We start from the raw sequence: 17,292 nt of genomic DNA, 5'->3' as shown, positions 1-17,292 counted from the left end.
TGTGATCTTCCATAAAAAACCACCCGACACCAACCCAACCCCCCCCCGAACTAAAATGTGTTTTCCTACTTCGGGGGGGGATTGCTCGACGCAAACCTCTTGATCACCCAAGCAGGGGCCGGGGGTGCGGTCAGACCGGGTCGGCTACCGGGGCTGCCGGGCCGGCCGTGCCGGCGTGGGCCGGCGGCTGCGGCTTGGGCTTGGCGTCGATGCCGGCCTCGGCGCGCTGCTGCGCGGTGATCGGGGTCGGCGCGCCGGTCAACGGGTCGAAGCCGCCCCGGGTCTTCGGGAACGCGATGACCTCACGGATGGAGTCCGCGCCGGCCAGCAGCATGCAGACCCGGTCCCAGCCGAACGCGATGCCGCCGTGCGGCGGTGCGCCGTACTTGAACGCCTCCAGCAGGAAGCCGAACTTGTCCTGCGCCTCCTCGGGGGTGATGCCGAGCAGGTCGAACACCCGCTTCTGCACGTCGCCCCGGTGGATACGGATCGACCCGCCGCCGATCTCGTTGCCGTTGCAGACGATGTCGTACGCGTACGCCAAGGCGCGGTCCGGCGCCTCCTCGAACCGGTCGACCCACTCCGCGTTCGGCGAGGTGAACGGGTGGTGCACAGCCGTCCAGCCACCCTCGTCGGTCTTCTCGAACATCGGCGCGTCGACCACCCAGCAGAACGCCCAGGCGCTCTCGTCGATGAGGCCGGCCCGCTTGGCGATCTCGACGCGGGCCGCGCCCAGCAGCTCCTGCGCCTCACGGGCGTTGGCGCTGGCGGCGAAGAAGACCGCGTCGCCCGGCTTGGCGCCGACCGCGTCGGCGAGCCCGCCCAGGTGCTCGGCGGACAGGTTCTTGGCCACCGGGCCGCGCGCCTCGCCGGTCTCGGCGTCCAGCACCACGTACGCCAGGCCCCGCGCGCCGCGCGCCTTCGCCCAGTCCTGCCAGCCGTCCAGCTCCTTGCGGCTCTGCGCCGCGCCACCGGGCATCACCACCGCGCCCACGTAGCCGCCCGCGTCGATCGCCCCGGCGAACACCCGGAACTCGGTGCCGCGCAGGTAGTCGGTCAGCTCGGTCAGCTCCACGCCGTAGCGCAGGTCCGGCTTGTCCGAGCCGTAGCGGGCCATCGCGTCGTGCCAGGTGATCCGCGGGATCGGCCGGCTGATCTCGTGCCCGGCCAGGTCCTTCCACAGCGCCGAGACGATCGCCTCGCCGAGGTCGATCACGTCGTCCTCAGTGACGAACGACATCTCGATGTCGAGCTGGGTGAACTCGGGCTGCCGGTCGGCGCGGAAGTCCTCGTCGCGGTAGCAGCGCGCGATCTGGTAATACCGCTCCATGCCGCCGACCATCAGCAGCTGCTTGAACAGCTGCGGCGACTGCGGCAACGCGTACCAGCTGCCGGGCTGGAGTCGCACGGGCACCAGGAAGTCGCGGGCGCCCTCGGGCGTCGAGCGGGTCAGCGTCGGGGTCTCGATCTCCAGGAAGTCCCGCTCGTGCAGCACCCCCCGGGCGAGGTGGCTGGCGCGCGAGCGCAACCGCAGCGCGTTCGCCGGGCCGCTGCGGCGCAGGTCCAGGTAGCGGTACCGCAGGCGGAGGTCGTCACCGGCCTCGACCTGGTCGTCCACCGGGAGCGGCAGCGGCGCGGCCTCGGAGAGCACCTCCAGCTCGACGGCGGTCACCTCGACGTCGCCGGTGGGCAGCTCCGGGTTCTCGTTGCCGGCCGGCCGGCGGGTCACCTCGCCGGTGACCTTCACGCAGAACTCGTTGCGCAGCGCGTGCGCGTCCTCCTCGCGGAACACCACCTGGACCACGCCGGAGCCGTCGCGCAGGTCGACGAAGATGACGCCGCCGTGGTCACGCCGGCGGGCCACCCACCCGGCGAGCGTCACCGTCGAGCCGGCGTCCGCGGCGCGCAGGCTTCCGGCATTGTGGGTACGGATCACGGCTGGCAACTCCTCATCGTGGAACAGTCCTCACCCGCATTCTGTCAGGGGTGGCCGGCCCCGCTCGGGGGCACCCGGCAGGCCGGCACGATTCGCAGGTGAGCAGGCGGCAGGCCGCGCGCTGCGCCGGTGGGCAGCCTGACGAACCCGGCTCGCCGGGCCGTCGCGCCGGTTAACGTGGCCGAATGCGCGCCGTACCAAACTGGGGCGTCGCCACGGCGGTGGCCGCGCCGGTGCTGCTGGTGGGCGGTTGGACGGTCGCGGGCGCCCGGCAGCCGGCCGGGTACGACCCGGTCCGCGACACCATAAGCGAACTGGCCGGGCACGACGCCACCGACTCCTGGATCATGATCACTTGTCTGCTGCTGCTCGGCTGCTGCTACCTGGCGATCGCCGCGGTGCTGCACGCGGCCGGGCTGCCCAGCCGCTTCCTGCTCGCCGTCGGCGGCGTGGCGACCATCGCGCTTGTCGCCTTTCCCCGGCCGGCGGTCGGCGGCTCCCTCAGTCACGGCGTCGCGGCCACCGTCGCGGTCCTGGCGCTGGCGCTCTGGCCGGCCGGGTCGGCGCTGCGGCTGCCGCGTGGCCCGGACGCCGCACATCCGCGAGCCCCGCAGCCGCCCTGGGCGTTTCGGCGGGGCGTGGCGCTGAGCGCCACGATCGTGCTGCTCGCCCTCTTCGGCTGGTTCGCGTTCGAGGTGACCAGCGGATCCCGGACCGGCCTGGCCGAACGGGTGACGGCGGTGGGCGTGTCACTCTGGCCGCTGCTGGCGGTCCTCTCCGCCCGACGGGCGCACCTCGCCTGGGCCACCGACGGCGCCACGCCGCTGGGGCCCGCCCTGCCGACGACCGGTGTCGTACCCCCGGATCCCCTGCTTCCCACGGACGGGCCGGATCGCCTCGCCTGAGGCGGCGCGGGCGCCGGGGCGGACGGCCCACCCCCGGACGCGCGGCGCGGGCCGCCGGAGGGTTCCGGCGACCCGCGGGCGGTGAATCGATCAGAAGACGCTGACGCCGTAGACGCTCAGGGCCTCGGTGACGGGCTGGAAGTAGGTCGTCCCGCCGCTGCTGCAGTTACCGCTACCGCCGGAGGTGAGGCCGAGCGCGGTGCTACCGGAGAAGAGCGAGCCACCGCTGTCGCCACCCTCGGCGCAGACGTTGGTGCGGATCAGGCCGGAGACCGAGCCCTCGGCGTAGTTCACCGTGGCGTTGGTCGCGGACACCGAGCCGCTGCGCAGGCCGGTGGTGCTGCCGGAGCGCTGCACCGACTGGCCGACCGACGCGTTGCCGGCGCCGGTGATGTCCCGGTAGCTGCCGTTGTAGAGGTAGACGTTGCCGGCGGCGTTCGCGGAGTTGTTGTGCCGCACGATGCCGTAGTCGTTGCCCGGGAAGCTGGTGCCGGCACGGGTGCCCAGCAGACTGGTCTGGCTGGAGTTCGAGTACCAGTTGGTGCCGAGGTTGGTGCAGTGCCCGGCGGTCAGGAAGTAGTAGGTGCTGCCGCTGCGCACGTTGAAGCCGAGCGAGCAGCGGTAGCCGCCGGTGTAGATGGCCTGGCCACCCGAGATGCGGGTGCTGAGCACGCCGGCCTCGGCCTCGACGCGTACCGCGCCGTTGGCGCGCGCGGCAGCGGCCTTGACCCGCTCCAGCTTGGCGCCGGTGACGGTGCTGTCGACGGAGACGACCACCTGGTTGGTGATCGGGTCGCTCCACCAGGCGGTGCCCGGGATCTTCGCCGAGCGCTCCAGCTCGGCGGTGGCCCGGTTCAGCTCGGCGGCGCCGCGGGTGACGTACCGGACGCTCGCTCCGGCCTTGCTGACCGTGCGGGCGGCGGCGGCGTCGGTCACCGTGACGACGGTCTTGCCGCTGGCGTCGATGTACGAGCCGGCGGAGCGGTCGCCGAGCTGAGCGGAGAGGGCGGCGGCGGCGTCGGGCGAGGCGGCGGGGGCGGCCTGGGCGGGTGCGCCGATGAGCGAGCCGACGACCAGGGTTCCGCTCACGGCAACAGTCGCCGCAACGCGGAATGAGGACCTCGTGGGTCGCATGTAACAAACCTCCTGGGCGGGGGAGACGGGTCTGGCCGGGGGTGGCTGACCCGAGGGGCGACCCGGCCGATCTGCGAGAACCGGCCGAGTGAACAGAAGTATTCACATACTTAAGATCATTGACAAGACCTGGTTTCGCCCGAATTCGTCGACCCGCGCCAGTCACACCGCCGCAACACCGCGGACACGTTCGCGGGCACCTGCCGTCACACCCCTGAGGACCGCCGGATCCGTTTCGGACACCACTCGCCGTCCGACGCCGTTCACGCCACAACCCCCGCCGCCGGATCACCACGGATCGGGCCGCACGGCGGACGGCGGTGGGCGGCGTCAGAGGGTACGGCGGCGCGCGCCGGGACCCGGGCGGGGCAGCACGTCGCGGGGATCATCCACCGGGTGCCCCTCGGCGCAGCGCAGCTCGACGCGAACCGGGGCGCCGCAGTCGCGATGCCCCACGCTCAACGGCGAGCCCTCGGCGTCGGCCAGGTACCGGTCACCCCACCCGAGCACGGCGACCAGCACCGGCCAGAGGGCCAGACCCTTCTCCGTCAGCCGGTACTCGTGGCGCAGCCGGCTGCCGGGCTCCCGGTACGGCTCACGACGCAGAACGCCCCGCTCGACGAGCACCGCCAGCCGGTTGGTGAGAACCTGGCGCGGAATACCGGTGCGGACCCGCATGTCGTCGAAGCGCCGCACGCCGCTGAACACCTCGCGCAGCACCACCATGGTCCACCGCTCGCCGAGGATCTCCATCGCGCGGGCGATGGTGCAGTTCTCCACCGACCAGTCCAGTGCCCCGGGTCTCATCCGACCAGGCTAGGTCTCATTGACAGACTCAGCAACGTCCTGCGACGCTGCGTCCATGACACAGACCCAGGAGCCGGCGCGCAGCCGTACCTTCACCTGGTCCGACCCGGCGGCCAACGCCGCGCAGGTCGGTCGGCGCAGCGGCATCGACCTTCTCCGCGCGATGATCGCCGGAGAACTGGCCGCACCCCCGGTGATGCACCTGATCGACATGGCCCGGATGGAGGCCGACGAGGGTCGGGTCGCCGTCGAGCTGGTCCCCCAGGAGTTCCACTACAACCCGCTGGGCACCGTCCACGGTGGCGTCATCTCGACCCTGCTGGACACCGCCGCCGCCTGTGCCGTGCACACCACGCTGCCCGCCGGGGTCGGCTACACCTCGCTGGACCTGAACGTGAAGTTCCTGCGCCCGGTCACCGTCGACAGCGGCACGCTGCGCTGCGAGGGCACGGTGCTGCAACGCGGTCGCCGCACGGCCCTGGCCGAAGCCCGCCTCACCGACGCGAACGCCCGCCTGATCGCCCACGCCACAAGCACCTGCCTCCTGTTCCCCCTCCCCCCAACCCCCTGACCCCCCCCAACCGCCCCACCGCCCCACCGCCCCAAACGGCGGGTTGATCATGAAGTTATTGCCCGCCTCGTCGGCGTGTCGCGGCAATAACTTCATGATCAACGGAGTGTGGCGGGTGGGGTGGGGGCGCGGGGTGGGGTGGGGTTAGCGGAGGGCTAGGCGGGCTGCTCGGGCGTCGCGCTTTTCTTCGAAGCGAGCCGCCGCGTTCTCCAGGGCCTCCAGCTGGGCCGCGAGCTGTTCGCGGGCGGCTTCGCCGTCGGCGTCGAGGCCGGTCACGTTGAAGACGTCCCACTGGCGCAGCACCGGCTGCAACACCTCGTCGCGGTGCTGGCGCAGGTCGTAGATGCCCGCGAGGGCGATCGCCACCGACTTGCGGGCGAAGCCGTCGATGCCGTTGCCGGGCATCTGGAAGTTGGCCACCACGTCGGCGACCGCCCGCATGGCCTGGCTCGGGGCCAGCTCGAACGCGGCGGCGAGCAGGTTGCGGTAGAAGACCATGTGCAGGTTCTCGTCGGCGGCGACCCGGGCCAGCAGCGCCTCGCAGGCGGGGTCGCCGGTGGCCTTGCCGGTGTTGCGGTGCGAGATGCGGGTGGCCAGCTCCTGGAACGAGACGTACGCCAACGAGTGCAGCACCTCGTCGTCGTGCACGTTGACGTAGCCCGCGGACATGTGGGTCATCCGGGCGCGCTCCAGCGCCACCGGGTCGACCGCCCGGGTGACGGTCAGGTAGTCGCGGATGGCCGTGCCGTGCCGGCCCTCCTCCGCGGTCCACCGGTGCACCCAGGTGCCCCACGCGCCGTCTCGGCCGAACAGGGTGGCGATCTCGTGGTGGTACGAGGGCAGGTTGTCCTCGGTCAGCAGGTTGACGATCAGCGCGGTACGGGCGACGTCCGGGATGGTCGAGTCGGTCGGCGACCACGCCTCACCATTGAGCGGCCCGTCGAACGTGCGACCCTCGCTCCACGGCACGTACTCGTGCGGGAACCACTCCTTCGCCAGCGAGAGGTGGCGGTCCAGGTTGCGCGCGACGACCGGCTCCAGCTCGACGAGCAGGGCGGTCTGGCTCAGTGTCGTGCTCACGGTCACGAGTAACTCCCTACGGTGGCGTAACTTACGCTACCGTAGGTCCCCGCGGCCGTCCGCGCCAGTCGTGACACTCAACCGACCTTCGGCTTCAGGTCCTCCCGGGGCGGCGCCCACTCCCTCGCGTCGGCCGTGACCTGCTCACCCGAGCGGATGTCCTTCACCTCGTCCGGAGCGCCGTCGGCCCCCGGGAACCAGACGTACGGGATGCCGCGCCGCTCGGCGTAGCGGATCTGCTTGCCGAACTTCGCCGCGCTCGGCGACACCTCGGTGGCGATGCTCCGCCGGCGCAGCGCCGACGCGATCCGGCCACTGGCCGAGCGCTGCTCCTCGTCGGCCACGGCCACCACGACACAGGTGGGCACCGAACGGGAGACCGACAGCTCCCCCGCGCCGAAGAGCAGCCCGAGCAGCCGGGTCACGCCGATCGAGATGCCCACCCCGGGGTACGAGGTGGCGCCGGCGCTGGCCAGGTTGTCGTACCGGCCGCCGGAGCAGATCGAGCCGAAGCGCTCGTAGCCACGCAGCTGGGTCTCGTAGACGGTGCCCGTGTAGTAATCCAGGCCACGGGCGATGCGCAGGTCCGCCACGCAGAGGCCGGGCGAGTGCTCGGCGGCGGTGTCCACCACCCGGACCAGCTCCTCGACGCCCTCGTCGAGCAGCGGGTCGCTCACCCCGAGCGCCCGGATGGCGTCGGCGAACGAGGCGTCCGGGGCGGAGATCTCGGCCAGCGCCAGGCATGCCTTGGCCTGAGCCTCGCTCGCCCCGGCGGTCTCGGCCAGCAGCTCGGCCACCTTCGCCGGGCCGATCTTGTCGAGCTTGTCGACGGTGCGCAGCGCCGCCTCCGGGTCGGTCACCCCGATGCCGCGGAAGAAGCCCTCCCAGATCTTGCGGTTGTTGACCTGGATGGTCACCGGCGGGATGGGCAGGGCGCGCAGCGCGTCCCCGATGACCAGCGGCATCTCCGCCTCGTGGTGCGGGGCCAGGGTGTCCCGGTCGATGATGTCGATGTCGGCCTGGACGAACTCCCGGTAGCGGCCCTCCTGCGGCCGCTCACCCCGCCACACCTTCTGGATCTGGTAGCGGCGGAACGGGAAGTGCAGCTTGCCGGCGTTCTCCAACACATACCGGGCGAACGGCACGGTCAGGTCGAAGTGCAGGCCGAGCTGGTCGTCGCCACCGGATCCCTCGGCGTCGGCGTGCAGCCGCCGGACCACGTAGACCTCCTTGGAGGTCTCGCCCTTGCGCAGCAGCTGGTCCAGCGGCTCCACGGCGCGGGTCTCCAGCGGTGCGAACCCGTACAGCTCGAAGGTGTCCTGGATCTTGCCGAGCACGAACTGCTCGATCATCCGCTGGCCGGGGGTCCACTCCGGGAAACCGGAGATGGGCGTGGGCTTGCTCATCGGCGTACTCCTTGCGATCCCGCGCCCGCGGCGCGGTGGTGTCGTGGGTCCGCGCGCGGCGCGGACGAAGAACTAGAGGCCCCGGGTGGGAGCGGCCGGCGCCGCGCCGGCCACCTCGATGAGGTACGGGTTGCTGGCGCGCTCGCGGCCGATGGTGGTGCTGGGGCCGTGCCCGGGCAGCACGACGGTGTCGTCGGCCAGCGGGAGGATCTTGTCGCGCAGGCTGGTGAGCATCGCCGGCATGCTGCCGCCGGGCAGGTCGGTGCGGCCGATCGAGCCGGCGAAGAGGACGTCGCCGGAGAGGCAGATCTCGTCGGCCTCCCACCCCGACCCGGCGCCGGGCAGCCGGAACAGCACCGACCCGCCGGTATGGCCCGGGGCGTGGTCGACGGCGATCTCCAGGCCGGCGAGCGTGAGGGTCGCGCCGTCGGTCAGCTCGGCCACGTCCTCCGGCTCGGTGTAGCTCAGCCGGCCACCGAAGAGCGAGGTCAGATCGGTCGACAGGCCCTTGGCCGGGTCGGCGAGCATCTCCCGGTCGCCGGGGTGCACGTACGCGGTGATCCCGCGCGCACCGCAGACCGGCGCCACCGAGAACGTGTGATCCAGGTGGCCGTGGGTGAGCAGCACGGCGGCCGGATGCAGGCGGTGCTCGGCGAGCAGCGCGTCGAGCTGGTCGAGCACCCCGATGCCGGGATCGACCACCACGCACTGCTCCCCCGGCGCGGTGGCCACCACATAGCAGTTGGTGCCGAAGGCGTCCGCGGGAAAGCCGGCCACGAGCACGGGCGCTGTCCTCTCCGTCGAGCTGTCGTCCTGCCCAGCAGCCTAACCGGCGGGGCGAGCGCGTTTGCCGCGTCCGCCCCCCCGGCCCCATCCGACACAGTGACATCGCACGATATGGGCTGCTGGCGGCGGGGTGGACCTCGTACACCACATTCCCAGTCACTAGCCGTACACTCTGGCGGGCGTGTGGCGTGGCACACGCGAGCCCGGACGGGCCGGGGTACCCGGCCGCCGGTGACGACCAGGCAGAGGAAAGGGGAGCACCTGTGGCTTCCAGCAGGGACCGGCAGCGCAAACTGGCGCGGGCCAAGCTCGACCGGCAGCTGGCTCGCCGGGCCGCCGCCACGCGGCGCCGCCGGCAGATCCAGGCCGGTGTCGGCGCCTTCCTGGTCCTCGCGGTGATCGTGGCCGGCTCGGCCTGGGCGCTCGGGGCGTTCGACTCCGATCCGAAGAAGGACACCGCCGCGGAGGACACCTGCCTCTGGACGCCGCAGGACGCGACCGCCAACACCAACCTCAAGGACGTCGGCACGCCGGCGACCAAGGGCCTGCCGACCGACGGCACCCGGGCGATGACGGTCACCACCAACCAGGGTGCGCCGATCACCGCCGAGCTGAACCTGGCCAACTCCCCCTGCGCCGCGGCGAGCATCGCCCACCTGGCGAGCCGGTCATTCTACGACAACACCAAGTGCCACGAGATCACCGCCGACGGCGCGCTGCGCTGCGGTGACCCCAGCGGCACCGGCCTCGGCGGGCCGACCTACTCGTTCTACGACGAGGACGTGCCGACCGTGCCGTCGGCGTCGCCGTCGGCCAGCCCGGCGCCCGGTCAGCCGCCGACGTACCCCAAGGGGACCGTGGCGATGATCTCCAACCCGCCCGGCACCAACGGCAGCCAGTTCCTGATCTTCTTCAAGGACTTCACGACCACGGACCCGAAGTACCCGGTGATCGGCAAGGTGACCGGTGGGCTCGACGTGGTCGAGAAGATCGGTGCCCTGCCGACCGTGGACAATGGGACCGGGGCCAAGGTCAAGCCCAAGACCGACGTGGTGATCCAGAGCCTCACGGTCGGCGAGCCGGTCACCGGCGCGGCACCGGCGCCGTCCGGTGCACCGGCCAGCAGCCCGAGCGCCGGCTGACCGGTCGCCCCACCCCACCCGAGCGGCACCCCGCAGCAAACAGCCAGGAGGATCCAGGCGTGACGTCCACCAGAGAGCGGCAGCGCGCGGCGGCACGCGCCCGACTCGAGAAGGAGATGGCCGAGCGCTCGGCCAAGGCCCGCAAGCGCCGCCAGACGCAGGCGATCGTCGGCGCGGCGGCCGTGCTGGTGCTCGTGGTCGCCGGCACCGTCTGGCTGGCCACGACCCTCGGCGGCGACGACGACAAGAGCGACACCGCCGCCTCGGCGCCCGGCGCCAGCGAGTGCGTCTACAACGCGATGCCCGCCGACCAGCGGCCCCCGCAGATCAAGGACGTCGGGGTGCCCAGCAACCAGCAGTCCGCCAAGGGCGTGCAGACCATGACGATCACCACCAACCTGGGCCCGATCACGGCCAAGGTCGACCGGTCGCAGGTGCCGTGCACGGCGGGCGCCTTCACCTACCTCGCGGAGAAGAACTTCTTCGACAACAGCAAGTGCCACCGCCTGGTGACCGAGGGCATCAAGGTGCTGCAGTGCGGTGACCCGAGCGCCACCGGCAAGGGCTGGCGGGACACCGACGGCACGGGTGGCCCGAGCTTCCGGCTGCCGGAGGAGAACCTGCCCACCGACAAGCGCCCGCCGTACCCGGAGGGCGTCATCGCGATGGCCAACTCCGGTCAGCCGGGCAGCACCGGCAGCCAGTTCTTCATCGTCTACGGCGACTCGCCGCTGGACCCGGCGTACACGGTGCTGGGCACCGTCACCGGCGGCATGGACATCGTCAAGGACGTGGCCAAGGCCGGCGACGACGGGGCGTTCGCCCAGCAGGCCGGTGGCGGCCACCCGAAGAAGGAGGTCACGATCACCGACCTCACGATGAGCCCGCCGCAGGGCTGACACCCGCACGAGACGAGGAAGCGCCCGCCGGCTGAGCCGGCGGGCGCTCTCGTGTGCGGGGTACGGGGTTCAGGCGCCCGAGGTGACCCGGTACGCGTCGAAGACCCCGTCGACCTTGCGGACGGTGGCCAGCAGGTGGCCCAGGTGCTTCGGGTCGGCCATCTCGAAGCTGAACCGGCTCACCGCCACCCGGTCGCGGGTGGTGGTGACGGTGGCGGACAGGATGTTGACCCGCTCGTCGGAGAGCACCCGGGTGACGTCGGCGAGCAGCTTGTGCCGGTCCAGTGCCTCGACCTGGATCGCCACCAGGAACGTGGAGGCGGACGTGAGCTTCCAGCTCACCTCGACCACCCGCTCGGCCTGGGCCCGCAGGTCCTCGGCGTTGGCGCAGTCGTCGCGGTGCACGCTCACCCCGCCGGAGCGGGTGACGAAGCCGAACACCGAGTCCGGGGGGACCGGGGTGCAGCAGCGGGCCAGCTTGATCCACACGTCGCTGACGCCACGGACCACCACGCCGGGGTCGCTGCTGCTCTGGCGGCTGCGCGGCGGCCGGGTGGCGACGGCGGTCTCGGCGATGTCCTCCGCCGCGCCCTCCTCGCCGCCGTACGCGGCCATCAGCTTCTGCACCACCGACTGCGCGGAGACCTGACTGTCGCCGACCGCCGCGTACAGCGACGCCACGTCGGCGAGGTGCAGGTCCCGGGCGATCGACATCAGCGCGTCGGAGGTGAGCATCCGCTGCAACGGCATGCCCTGCTTGCGCATCGCCTTGACGATCGCGTCCTTGCCGGCCTCGATCGCCTCCTCGCGCCGCTCCTTGTTGAAGTACTGGCGGATCTTCGTGCGGGCGCGCGGGCTCTTGACGAAGCCCAGCCAGTCCTGTGTGGGGCCGGCCGTCTCGGACTTCGACGTGAAGATCTCGATCACGTCGCCGTTGGACAGCGTCGACTCCAGCGGGACCAGCTTGCCGTTGACCCGCGCGCCGATGCACTTGTGCCCCACCTCGGTGTGCACGGCGTACGCGAAGTCCACAGGCGTCGACCCGGTCGGCAGCGGGATGACGTCACCCTTGGGGGTGAAGACGTACACCTCCTGGCTGGACAGGTCGAAGCGCAGCGCGTCCAGGAACTCGCTCGGGTCGGCCGCCTCGCGCTGCCAGTCCAGCAGCTGCCGCAGCCAGGTCATCTCGTCGATGTGCGCCGGCGGGCCGACGATCTGGGTGCCCTTGTGCTCCTTGTACTTCCAGTGCGCGGCGATGCCGAACTCCGCGGTGCGGTGCATCGCGTACGTGCGGATCTGCATCTCCACCGGCTTGCCGGTGGGCCCGATGACAGTCGTGTGCAACGACTGGTACATGTTGAACTTGGGCATCGCGATGTAGTCCTTGAACCGCCCCGGCACCGGCTGCCAGTTGGCGTGGATCACGCCGAGCGCCGCGTAGCAGTCCCGCACCGTGTCGACCAGGATCCGGACGCCGACCAGGTCGTAGATGTCGTTGAAGTCGCGACCCCGCACGATCATCTTCTGGTAGATCGAGTAGAGGTGCTTCGGCCGCCCGGTCGTCTCCGCCTTGATCTTGGCGGCCTTCAGGTCGGTGCCGACCTTCTGGGTGACCTGCCGCAGCAGCGACTCGCGCTGCGGCTGGTGCTCCCCGATCAGCCGGTTGATCTCCTCGTAGCGCTTCGGGAACAGGGTGCCGAAGGCCAGGTCCTCCAGCTCCCACTTGATCGTGTTCATACCGAGCCGGTGCGCCAGCGGCGCCAGGATCTCCAGCGTCTCCTTGGCCTTCTGCTCCTGCTTGGGGCGGGGCAGGAAGGTCAGGGTGCGCATGTTGTGCAGCCGGTCGGCCAGCTTGATCACCAGCACCCGCGGGTCCTTGGCCATCGCCACGACCATCTTGCGGATCGTCTCGGCCTTGGCGGCGTCGCCCAGCTTGACCTTGTCCAACTTGGTGACGCCGTCGACCAGCAGGGCGACCTCGCCGCCGAAGTCGGCGCGCATCGCGTCGAGGGTGTACTCGGTGTCCTCGATGGTGTCGTGCAGCAGCGCGGCCACCAGCGTGGTGGTGTCCATCCCCAGGTTGCCGAGGATGGTGGCGACGGCGAGCGGGTGGGTGATGTACGGGTCGCCGGACTTGCGGTACTGCCCGGAGTGCCACCGCGCCGCCGTGTCGAAGGCGCGCTGGAGCAGCCGCGCGTCGGCCTTCGGGTGGTTCTCGCGGTGACTCGCGATGAGCGGCTCCAGCACCTCGCTGACCTGCGAGGTCTGCCAGGGCGCGTTGAACCGGGCCAGCCGGGCGCGCACCCGCCGACCGGTGGGCGCGTTGGACAGCCCGAAGCCACCGCTCGGCGACGGGTCGACGCCGGCGTCGGTCGGAAACGGGACCACGACCCCGTCGGCGCCCGGGGACGCCTCCGTGGTGGCGCTCGCCGTGACGCCGGTCGGAGCCGCCGCGTCGTCGGCAGGAGCCCTGCCGGAGCCGTTGTCGGTGCCCGCCACCCGGGCCGGCGCGTCGCCGTTCCGGTCGGTCACCGAGCCGTCAGCGTCGCCTGTCGGGTGCACCGTGCCCTCCGCCGGAGGGACGACATCGTGGGACACCGGCCTCCTCACCGCTCGCCGGAAACACACCGGCCGAACATCGGCCGGCCTGGTCTCGCGTCGCCGGACGGTGTACCGCCGGCGTCAGCAAAGGGCAATGCTACCCGCACGGACGGTCCCCTGCCGCTCCGCCGGACGGTCGGCGCGACCTCCGCCCGGCGGGCCGGGTTCAAACGGTCAGCAGGGCATGGACCGGACGCGGCGCCAGCCGTTCCCGCGCGCCCAGGAAGCCGAGCTCCAGCAGCACGGTGAAGCCGGTGACCGTCCCGCCGGCCCGCTCGACCAGGTCCAGGGTCGCCTCGGCGGTGCCGCCGGTGGCCAGCACGTCGTCAACGACAAGCACCCGGTGGCCGGCGGTGAAGGCGTCCTCGTGCACCTCCAGGGTGGCCTCGCCGTACTCGAGGGCGTACGACACCGAGTGCGCCGGGCGGGGCAGCTTGCCCGCCTTGCGCACGGGCACCACGCCCACCCCGGCCGCGTACGCGACAGCTGCCGCGACGACGAAGCCGCGCGCCTCGATGCCCACCACGACGTCGAAGCCGTCCCGCCCGTGGTACGCGACGATCTCGTCGACCACCTCGCGGAACGCCTTCCCGTCGGCGAACAGCGGCATCAGGTCCTTGAACAGGACACCGGGCTGGGGAAAGTCCGGCACGTCCAGCACCCGGCTGGCCACCAACCGGGCGGCCTCCGGGCCGCTGTCCCCGCGCGCCGCGGTGCTGTGGGTCTCCGTCACGGCTGTCTCGTTTCCCTTCCCACGACGACGGCGTCCGGCATGCTGCTCGCACAGCATGCCGGACGCCGTTCGGGCGTTTCCTCCCGGGGCGACCCCGGGGGTCGGTCAGCGCCGCTTGGCGCCGCCGGGCCGGTTACCGCCGCCGCCGGGGCGACCGCCCCGGGCGCCGGTCGGCCGCTTGCCCGCCGGCCGCGCGCCCACCTTCGGGGCGGCGCCGGCCAGCGCGGCGGAGTCGGGATCGAGCGGCGCGTCGGCCGCCTCGCCCTCGACCGGGGCCGGGGCACCCTTGCCGGTGACCTCGCCACGGCCCGGCGTACCCCGACGGGCCTGCACCCGCTTGTTGTGCGCCTGGATGCGGGGGTCGTAGTTCTTCAGCAGCGCCAGCAGCGGCGTCGCCACCAGGATGGAGGTCAGGAACGCCACCGCCATACCCACGAACAGCACCAGGCCGAGGTCCTTCAGCGTGCCGGCGCCGAGCAGGCCGGCGCCGATGAAGAGCAGACCACCGACGGGCAGCAGCGCCACCACCGAGGTGTTCAGCGACCGCATGAGGCTCTGGTTGACGGCCAGGTTGGCCGCCTCGCCGTACGTCATGTTGTTGTTGGCGGTGATGCCCCGGGTGTTCTCCTGCACCTTGTCGAAGACCACCACCACGTCGTAGAGCGCGAAGCCCAGGATCGTGAGGAAGCCGATGATCGTCGACGGGGTGACCTCGAAGCCGACGAGCGAGTAGATGCCGGCGGTGAGGATCAGGTTCGTGAACAGTGAGGCGACGGCGGCGACGGCCATCCGCCACTCGAAGCGCAGGATCAGGTAGACCATCACCAGCGCGATGAAGATGACCAGACCGAGCAGGGCCCGCGAGGTGACCTGGCTGCCCCACGCCTCGCTGACCTGGTTGTCGCTGATCTGGTCCGCGTTGATGCCGAACCGCTGGGCGATGTCGGCCTTGACCGCGGTGGCCTGCTCCGCGCTGAGCTGACCGGTACGCAGCTCGTACGAGTCGCCGCCCGTGCCGCCGACCTTCTGCGCGGTCACCACCTCGGCGCCGCCGCCCTTGGCCGCGAGCGCGGCGTCGACCTGCTCCTCAGCCTGGTTCAGGGTGCCGACGCTGGCCGGCACCTGGAACGAGTTGCCGCCGGCGAACTCGATGCCGAGGCTGAACCCGCGGATCGAGAAGCTCAGAATCGCGATCAGGATCAGGATCCCGGCGACGCCGAACCAGAGCTTGCGCCGGCCGACGACGTTGAGACCGGCCTCGCCGTTGTAGAGGCGGCTCGCCAGACCGTTCTGAGCCATCTCAGGCCTCCTTGGCGCGCGGGTTGCGGGGCTGAGTCTGCTGGCTGCGGGCCGGGAGTGCCCGACCCAGGCCGCTGACCCGCGGGGACAGGAACGCCCGGGTCCGGGCGAACATCGTCATGATCGGGTGCCGGAAGAGGAAGACCACGACCAGGTCCAGCACCGTGGCCAGGCCGAGGGCGAACGCGAAGCCCTTGACCGTGCCGACCGAGACCACGTAGAGCACCACTGCGGAGAGCAGCGTGATCGCGTTTGCCGAGATGATCGTCCGGCGGGCGCGGACCCAGGCGCGGGGCACCGCGCTACGCGGGCTGCGTCCCTCCCGGATCTCGTCTTTCAGTCGTTCGAAGTAGATGACGAACGAGTCCGCCGCCACACCGAGCGAGACGATCATGCCGGCGATGCCGGCGAGGGTGAGCGTGAAGCCGATCTGCCGACCGAGCACCACCAGCGCGCCGAAGACGAGCAGCGCGGACAGGATCAGGCTCAGGAAGATCACCGAGCCGAGCAGCCGGTAGTAGAAGAACGCGTAGATGATGACCAGCAGCATGCCGATGCCGGCCGCGAGCAGACCCGCGCGGAGGTGGCTGGCACCCAGGGTCGCGGTGACGTTCTGCGACTCCTGCGGCTCGAAGGTCACCGGCAACGCGCCGTAGCGGAGCTGACTGGCGAGCGCGCTGGCGTCCTTCTGGGTGAAGTTGCCGGTGATCTGGGAGTTGCCGGTCAGCACGGCCTGGATCTCGGGGGAGGAGACGATCTCGTTGTCCAGCACGACGGCGACCCGGCACTTGCCGTCCTGCCCGAGAGCGGTCGCGTCGCAGGCCTGGCCCTCGTTGGTGAACGCCTCACGGGTCAACGCGGTCCACTTGCCCTGGCCGTCGCCGGTGAAGTCGAGGCTGACCACCCAGGCGTTGGTCTGATCGAGCACCGCGTTGGCGTCGTCCACGTCGGTGCCCAGCACCTTGGCCTGGTCGAGCAGGTACTTCGAGGCGCCGTCCTCGCAGGACACGACCTGCTGCTTCGGGTCGGAGATCGAGGCCGGGGGGCGCTTGTCGAGCTGGGCGCAGCCGATCGTCGGCACGTTGAACTGCATCTGCGCCGGCAGCACGGCAACCTCTTGCGGGCTCAGCGTGCTGAACGGCTTGAGCTTGTCGCCCAGCGACGGGTCGGCGCTCAGGTCGGCGGGGGCCTGCAGACCGCTGGCGGCCTGCCAGGCGGCGGCGCCGACCTTCTGCTCGACGGCCTTGCGCTGCTCCTCGATGCTCGCCGGCACCGGCTCGGCGCTGGCGCTCGCCGACGGCGCGGCGGCGCTCGGCGAAGCCGAGGGGGTCGGTGTCGGGGTGGCGGACGGCGCGGGCGCCATCCCGCCCTGTCCACCGCTGCCCGACGGGCTCACCTTCGGCGCGCCACTGCCCGACGGGGTCGCCGAGGGGGCGCCGGACGGGGTGACGCTGCCCGGGGCTGCCGTGGCGGCCGGCGGGGCGGCGGCCGTCCCGCTGCCGTCGGCGGCCTTGAGCACCTTGCGGAAACGCAGCTCGGCGGCGCTGCCCACCTCGTCGAGGTTCCGGTTCTCACCGGGCAGGGAGATGACGATGTTCCGGTTGCCCTCGGTGACCACCTCGGCCTCGGCCACGCCGAGCCCGTTGACCCGGTTCTCGATGATCTGCCGGGCCTCCTCAAGGTTTTGGGCCGTCGGGGGCTTGCCATCGACGCTGTTGGTCGCCTGCAGCGTCATCCGGGTGCCGCCGATCAGGTCCAGGCCGAGCTTGGGCTCCAGCCGGTCCTTGAAGCTGCCGCTGGCACCGCCCGCGAAGAACACCAGAAGGTAGAGGACCACGAAGATGAACCCGAGCACGGCGAGCTGCCGGCCGGGTCGCATCTGTCCCTGAGGTGGTGCCACGGTTGTCCTGTCTCCCTGTACGGTCGCGCCGCTGCGCGCGGCGGCGGCGAGTGTCGGGCCGGGGGTCCCGGCCAACGGGTCTGACCTGGGCCG

14 protein-coding genes are annotated in these 17,292 nt (G+C 71.6%); 4 read left to right on the top strand and 10 right to left on the bottom strand.

Annotated elements, in window-relative coordinates:
- Positions 1-130 precede the first annotated feature (130 nt).
- The gene (gene aspS, locus ABZU53_RS12735) at positions 131-1,936 is read right to left on the bottom strand and encodes an aspartate--tRNA ligase (protein ID WP_355065763.1); all 1,806 of its coding nucleotides are present in this window, start codon (positions 1,934-1,936) and stop codon (positions 131-133) included.
- A 185-nt stretch (positions 1,937-2,121) separates the two neighbouring features.
- On the opposite strand from aspS, the gene ABZU53_RS12730 reads away from it, so the two are divergent.
- Positions 2,122-2,841: a DUF998 domain-containing protein gene (locus ABZU53_RS12730; protein ID WP_355065761.1), complete on the top strand. Its 720-nt coding sequence runs from the start codon at positions 2,122-2,124 to the stop codon at positions 2,839-2,841.
- 90 nt (positions 2,842-2,931) lie between these two features.
- On the opposite strand, the gene ABZU53_RS12725 is transcribed toward ABZU53_RS12730, so the two are convergent.
- A complete protein-coding gene (locus ABZU53_RS12725; RefSeq protein ID WP_354856038.1) occupies positions 2,932-3,975 on the bottom strand; it encodes a S1 family peptidase in 1,044 nt (347 codons plus the stop codon).
- 330 nt (positions 3,976-4,305) lie between these two features.
- Positions 4,306-4,782 carry a helix-turn-helix domain-containing protein gene (locus ABZU53_RS12720; protein ID WP_355065759.1) on the bottom strand — a complete coding sequence of 159 codons (477 nt, stop codon included), beginning with the start codon at positions 4,780-4,782 and terminating at the stop codon, positions 4,306-4,308.
- Between the two features lie 55 nt (positions 4,783-4,837).
- On the opposite strand from ABZU53_RS12720, the gene ABZU53_RS12715 reads away from it, so the two are divergent.
- Entirely contained in the window at positions 4,838-5,353 is a 516-nt protein-coding gene (locus tag ABZU53_RS12715) for a PaaI family thioesterase (RefSeq protein WP_354856036.1), read from the top strand.
- Positions 5,354-5,497: 144 nt separating this feature from the next.
- On the opposite strand, the gene ABZU53_RS12710 is transcribed toward ABZU53_RS12715, so the two are convergent.
- The 3 genes from ABZU53_RS12710 to ABZU53_RS12700 form a co-directional block, all read right to left on the bottom strand.
- Positions 5,498-6,439 carry an acyl-ACP desaturase gene (locus ABZU53_RS12710; RefSeq protein WP_354856035.1) on the bottom strand — a complete coding sequence of 314 codons (942 nt, stop codon included), beginning with the start codon at positions 6,437-6,439 and terminating at the stop codon, positions 5,498-5,500.
- A gap of 71 nt (positions 6,440-6,510) precedes the next feature.
- Entirely contained in the window at positions 6,511-7,839 is a 1,329-nt protein-coding gene (hisS, locus tag ABZU53_RS12705; RefSeq protein ID WP_355065757.1) for a histidine--tRNA ligase, read from the bottom strand.
- Positions 7,840-7,911: 72 nt separating this feature from the next.
- Positions 7,912-8,622, bottom strand: a complete 711-nt coding sequence (locus ABZU53_RS12700; protein ID WP_355065755.1) for an MBL fold metallo-hydrolase — start codon at positions 8,620-8,622, stop codon at positions 7,912-7,914.
- 266 nt (positions 8,623-8,888) lie between these two features.
- On the opposite strand from ABZU53_RS12700, the gene ABZU53_RS12695 reads away from it, so the two are divergent.
- Together ABZU53_RS12695 and ABZU53_RS12690 are read left to right on the top strand one after the other, a co-directional pair.
- Positions 8,889-9,767: a peptidylprolyl isomerase gene (locus ABZU53_RS12695; protein ID WP_354856032.1), complete on the top strand. Its 879-nt coding sequence runs from the start codon at positions 8,889-8,891 to the stop codon at positions 9,765-9,767.
- 59 nt (positions 9,768-9,826) lie between these two features.
- Positions 9,827-10,666 carry a peptidylprolyl isomerase gene (locus ABZU53_RS12690; protein WP_354856031.1) on the top strand — a complete coding sequence of 280 codons (840 nt, stop codon included), beginning with the start codon at positions 9,827-9,829 and terminating at the stop codon, positions 10,664-10,666.
- Between the two features lie 69 nt (positions 10,667-10,735).
- Here ABZU53_RS12690 and ABZU53_RS12685 read toward each other — a convergent pair whose 3' ends face one another.
- From ABZU53_RS12685 to secD, 4 genes are all read right to left on the bottom strand, one after another.
- Positions 10,736-13,264 carry a bifunctional (p)ppGpp synthetase/guanosine-3',5'-bis(diphosphate) 3'-pyrophosphohydrolase gene (locus tag ABZU53_RS12685; protein ID WP_354856030.1) on the bottom strand — a complete coding sequence of 843 codons (2,529 nt, stop codon included), beginning with the start codon at positions 13,262-13,264 and terminating at the stop codon, positions 10,736-10,738.
- A gap of 169 nt (positions 13,265-13,433) precedes the next feature.
- On the bottom strand, positions 13,434-14,000 hold the full coding sequence (locus ABZU53_RS12680; protein ID WP_354856029.1) for an adenine phosphoribosyltransferase: 567 nt from the start codon (positions 13,998-14,000) through the stop codon (positions 13,434-13,436).
- A 105-nt stretch (positions 14,001-14,105) separates the two neighbouring features.
- Positions 14,106-15,299 (bottom strand): protein translocase subunit SecF, encoded by a 1,194-nt coding sequence (gene secF, locus ABZU53_RS12675; RefSeq protein ID WP_354856028.1) that lies wholly within the window; start codon positions 15,297-15,299, stop codon positions 14,106-14,108.
- A 1-nt stretch (position 15,300) separates the two neighbouring features.
- The gene (gene secD / locus ABZU53_RS12670) at positions 15,301-17,199 is read right to left on the bottom strand and encodes a protein translocase subunit SecD (protein ID WP_355065753.1); all 1,899 of its coding nucleotides are present in this window, start codon (positions 17,197-17,199) and stop codon (positions 15,301-15,303) included.
- Positions 17,200-17,292: the final 93 nt, after the last annotated feature.

The organism is Micromonospora sp. NPDC005194, assembly GCF_040608335.1.
Taxonomy (GTDB): domain Bacteria; phylum Actinomycetota; class Actinomycetes; order Mycobacteriales; family Micromonosporaceae; genus Micromonospora.
The sequence above is the reverse complement of the archived record's forward strand: the minus strand, read 5'-3'. Positions and strand labels throughout refer to the sequence as shown.

What these genes read in the sequence shown, in the direction of transcription:
- hisS (WP_355065757.1), bottom strand. Translation starts at nt 7,839, where the DNA reads ATGAGCAAGCCCACGCCCATCTCCGGTTTCCCGGAGTGGACCCCCGGC.
- secF (WP_354856028.1), bottom strand. Translation starts at nt 15,299, where the DNA reads ATGGCTCAGAACGGTCTGGCGAGCCGCCTCTACAACGGCGAGGCCGGT.
- ABZU53_RS12730 (WP_355065761.1), top strand. Translation starts at nt 2,122, where the DNA reads ATGCGCGCCGTACCAAACTGGGGCGTCGCCACGGCGGTGGCCGCGCCG.
- ABZU53_RS12720 (WP_355065759.1), bottom strand. Translation starts at nt 4,782, where the DNA reads ATGAGACCCGGGGCACTGGACTGGTCGGTGGAGAACTGCACCATCGCC.
- ABZU53_RS12725 (WP_354856038.1), bottom strand. Translation starts at nt 3,975, where the DNA reads ATGCGACCCACGAGGTCCTCATTCCGCGTTGCGGCGACTGTTGCCGTG.
- ABZU53_RS12715 (WP_354856036.1), top strand. Translation starts at nt 4,838, where the DNA reads ATGACACAGACCCAGGAGCCGGCGCGCAGCCGTACCTTCACCTGGTCC.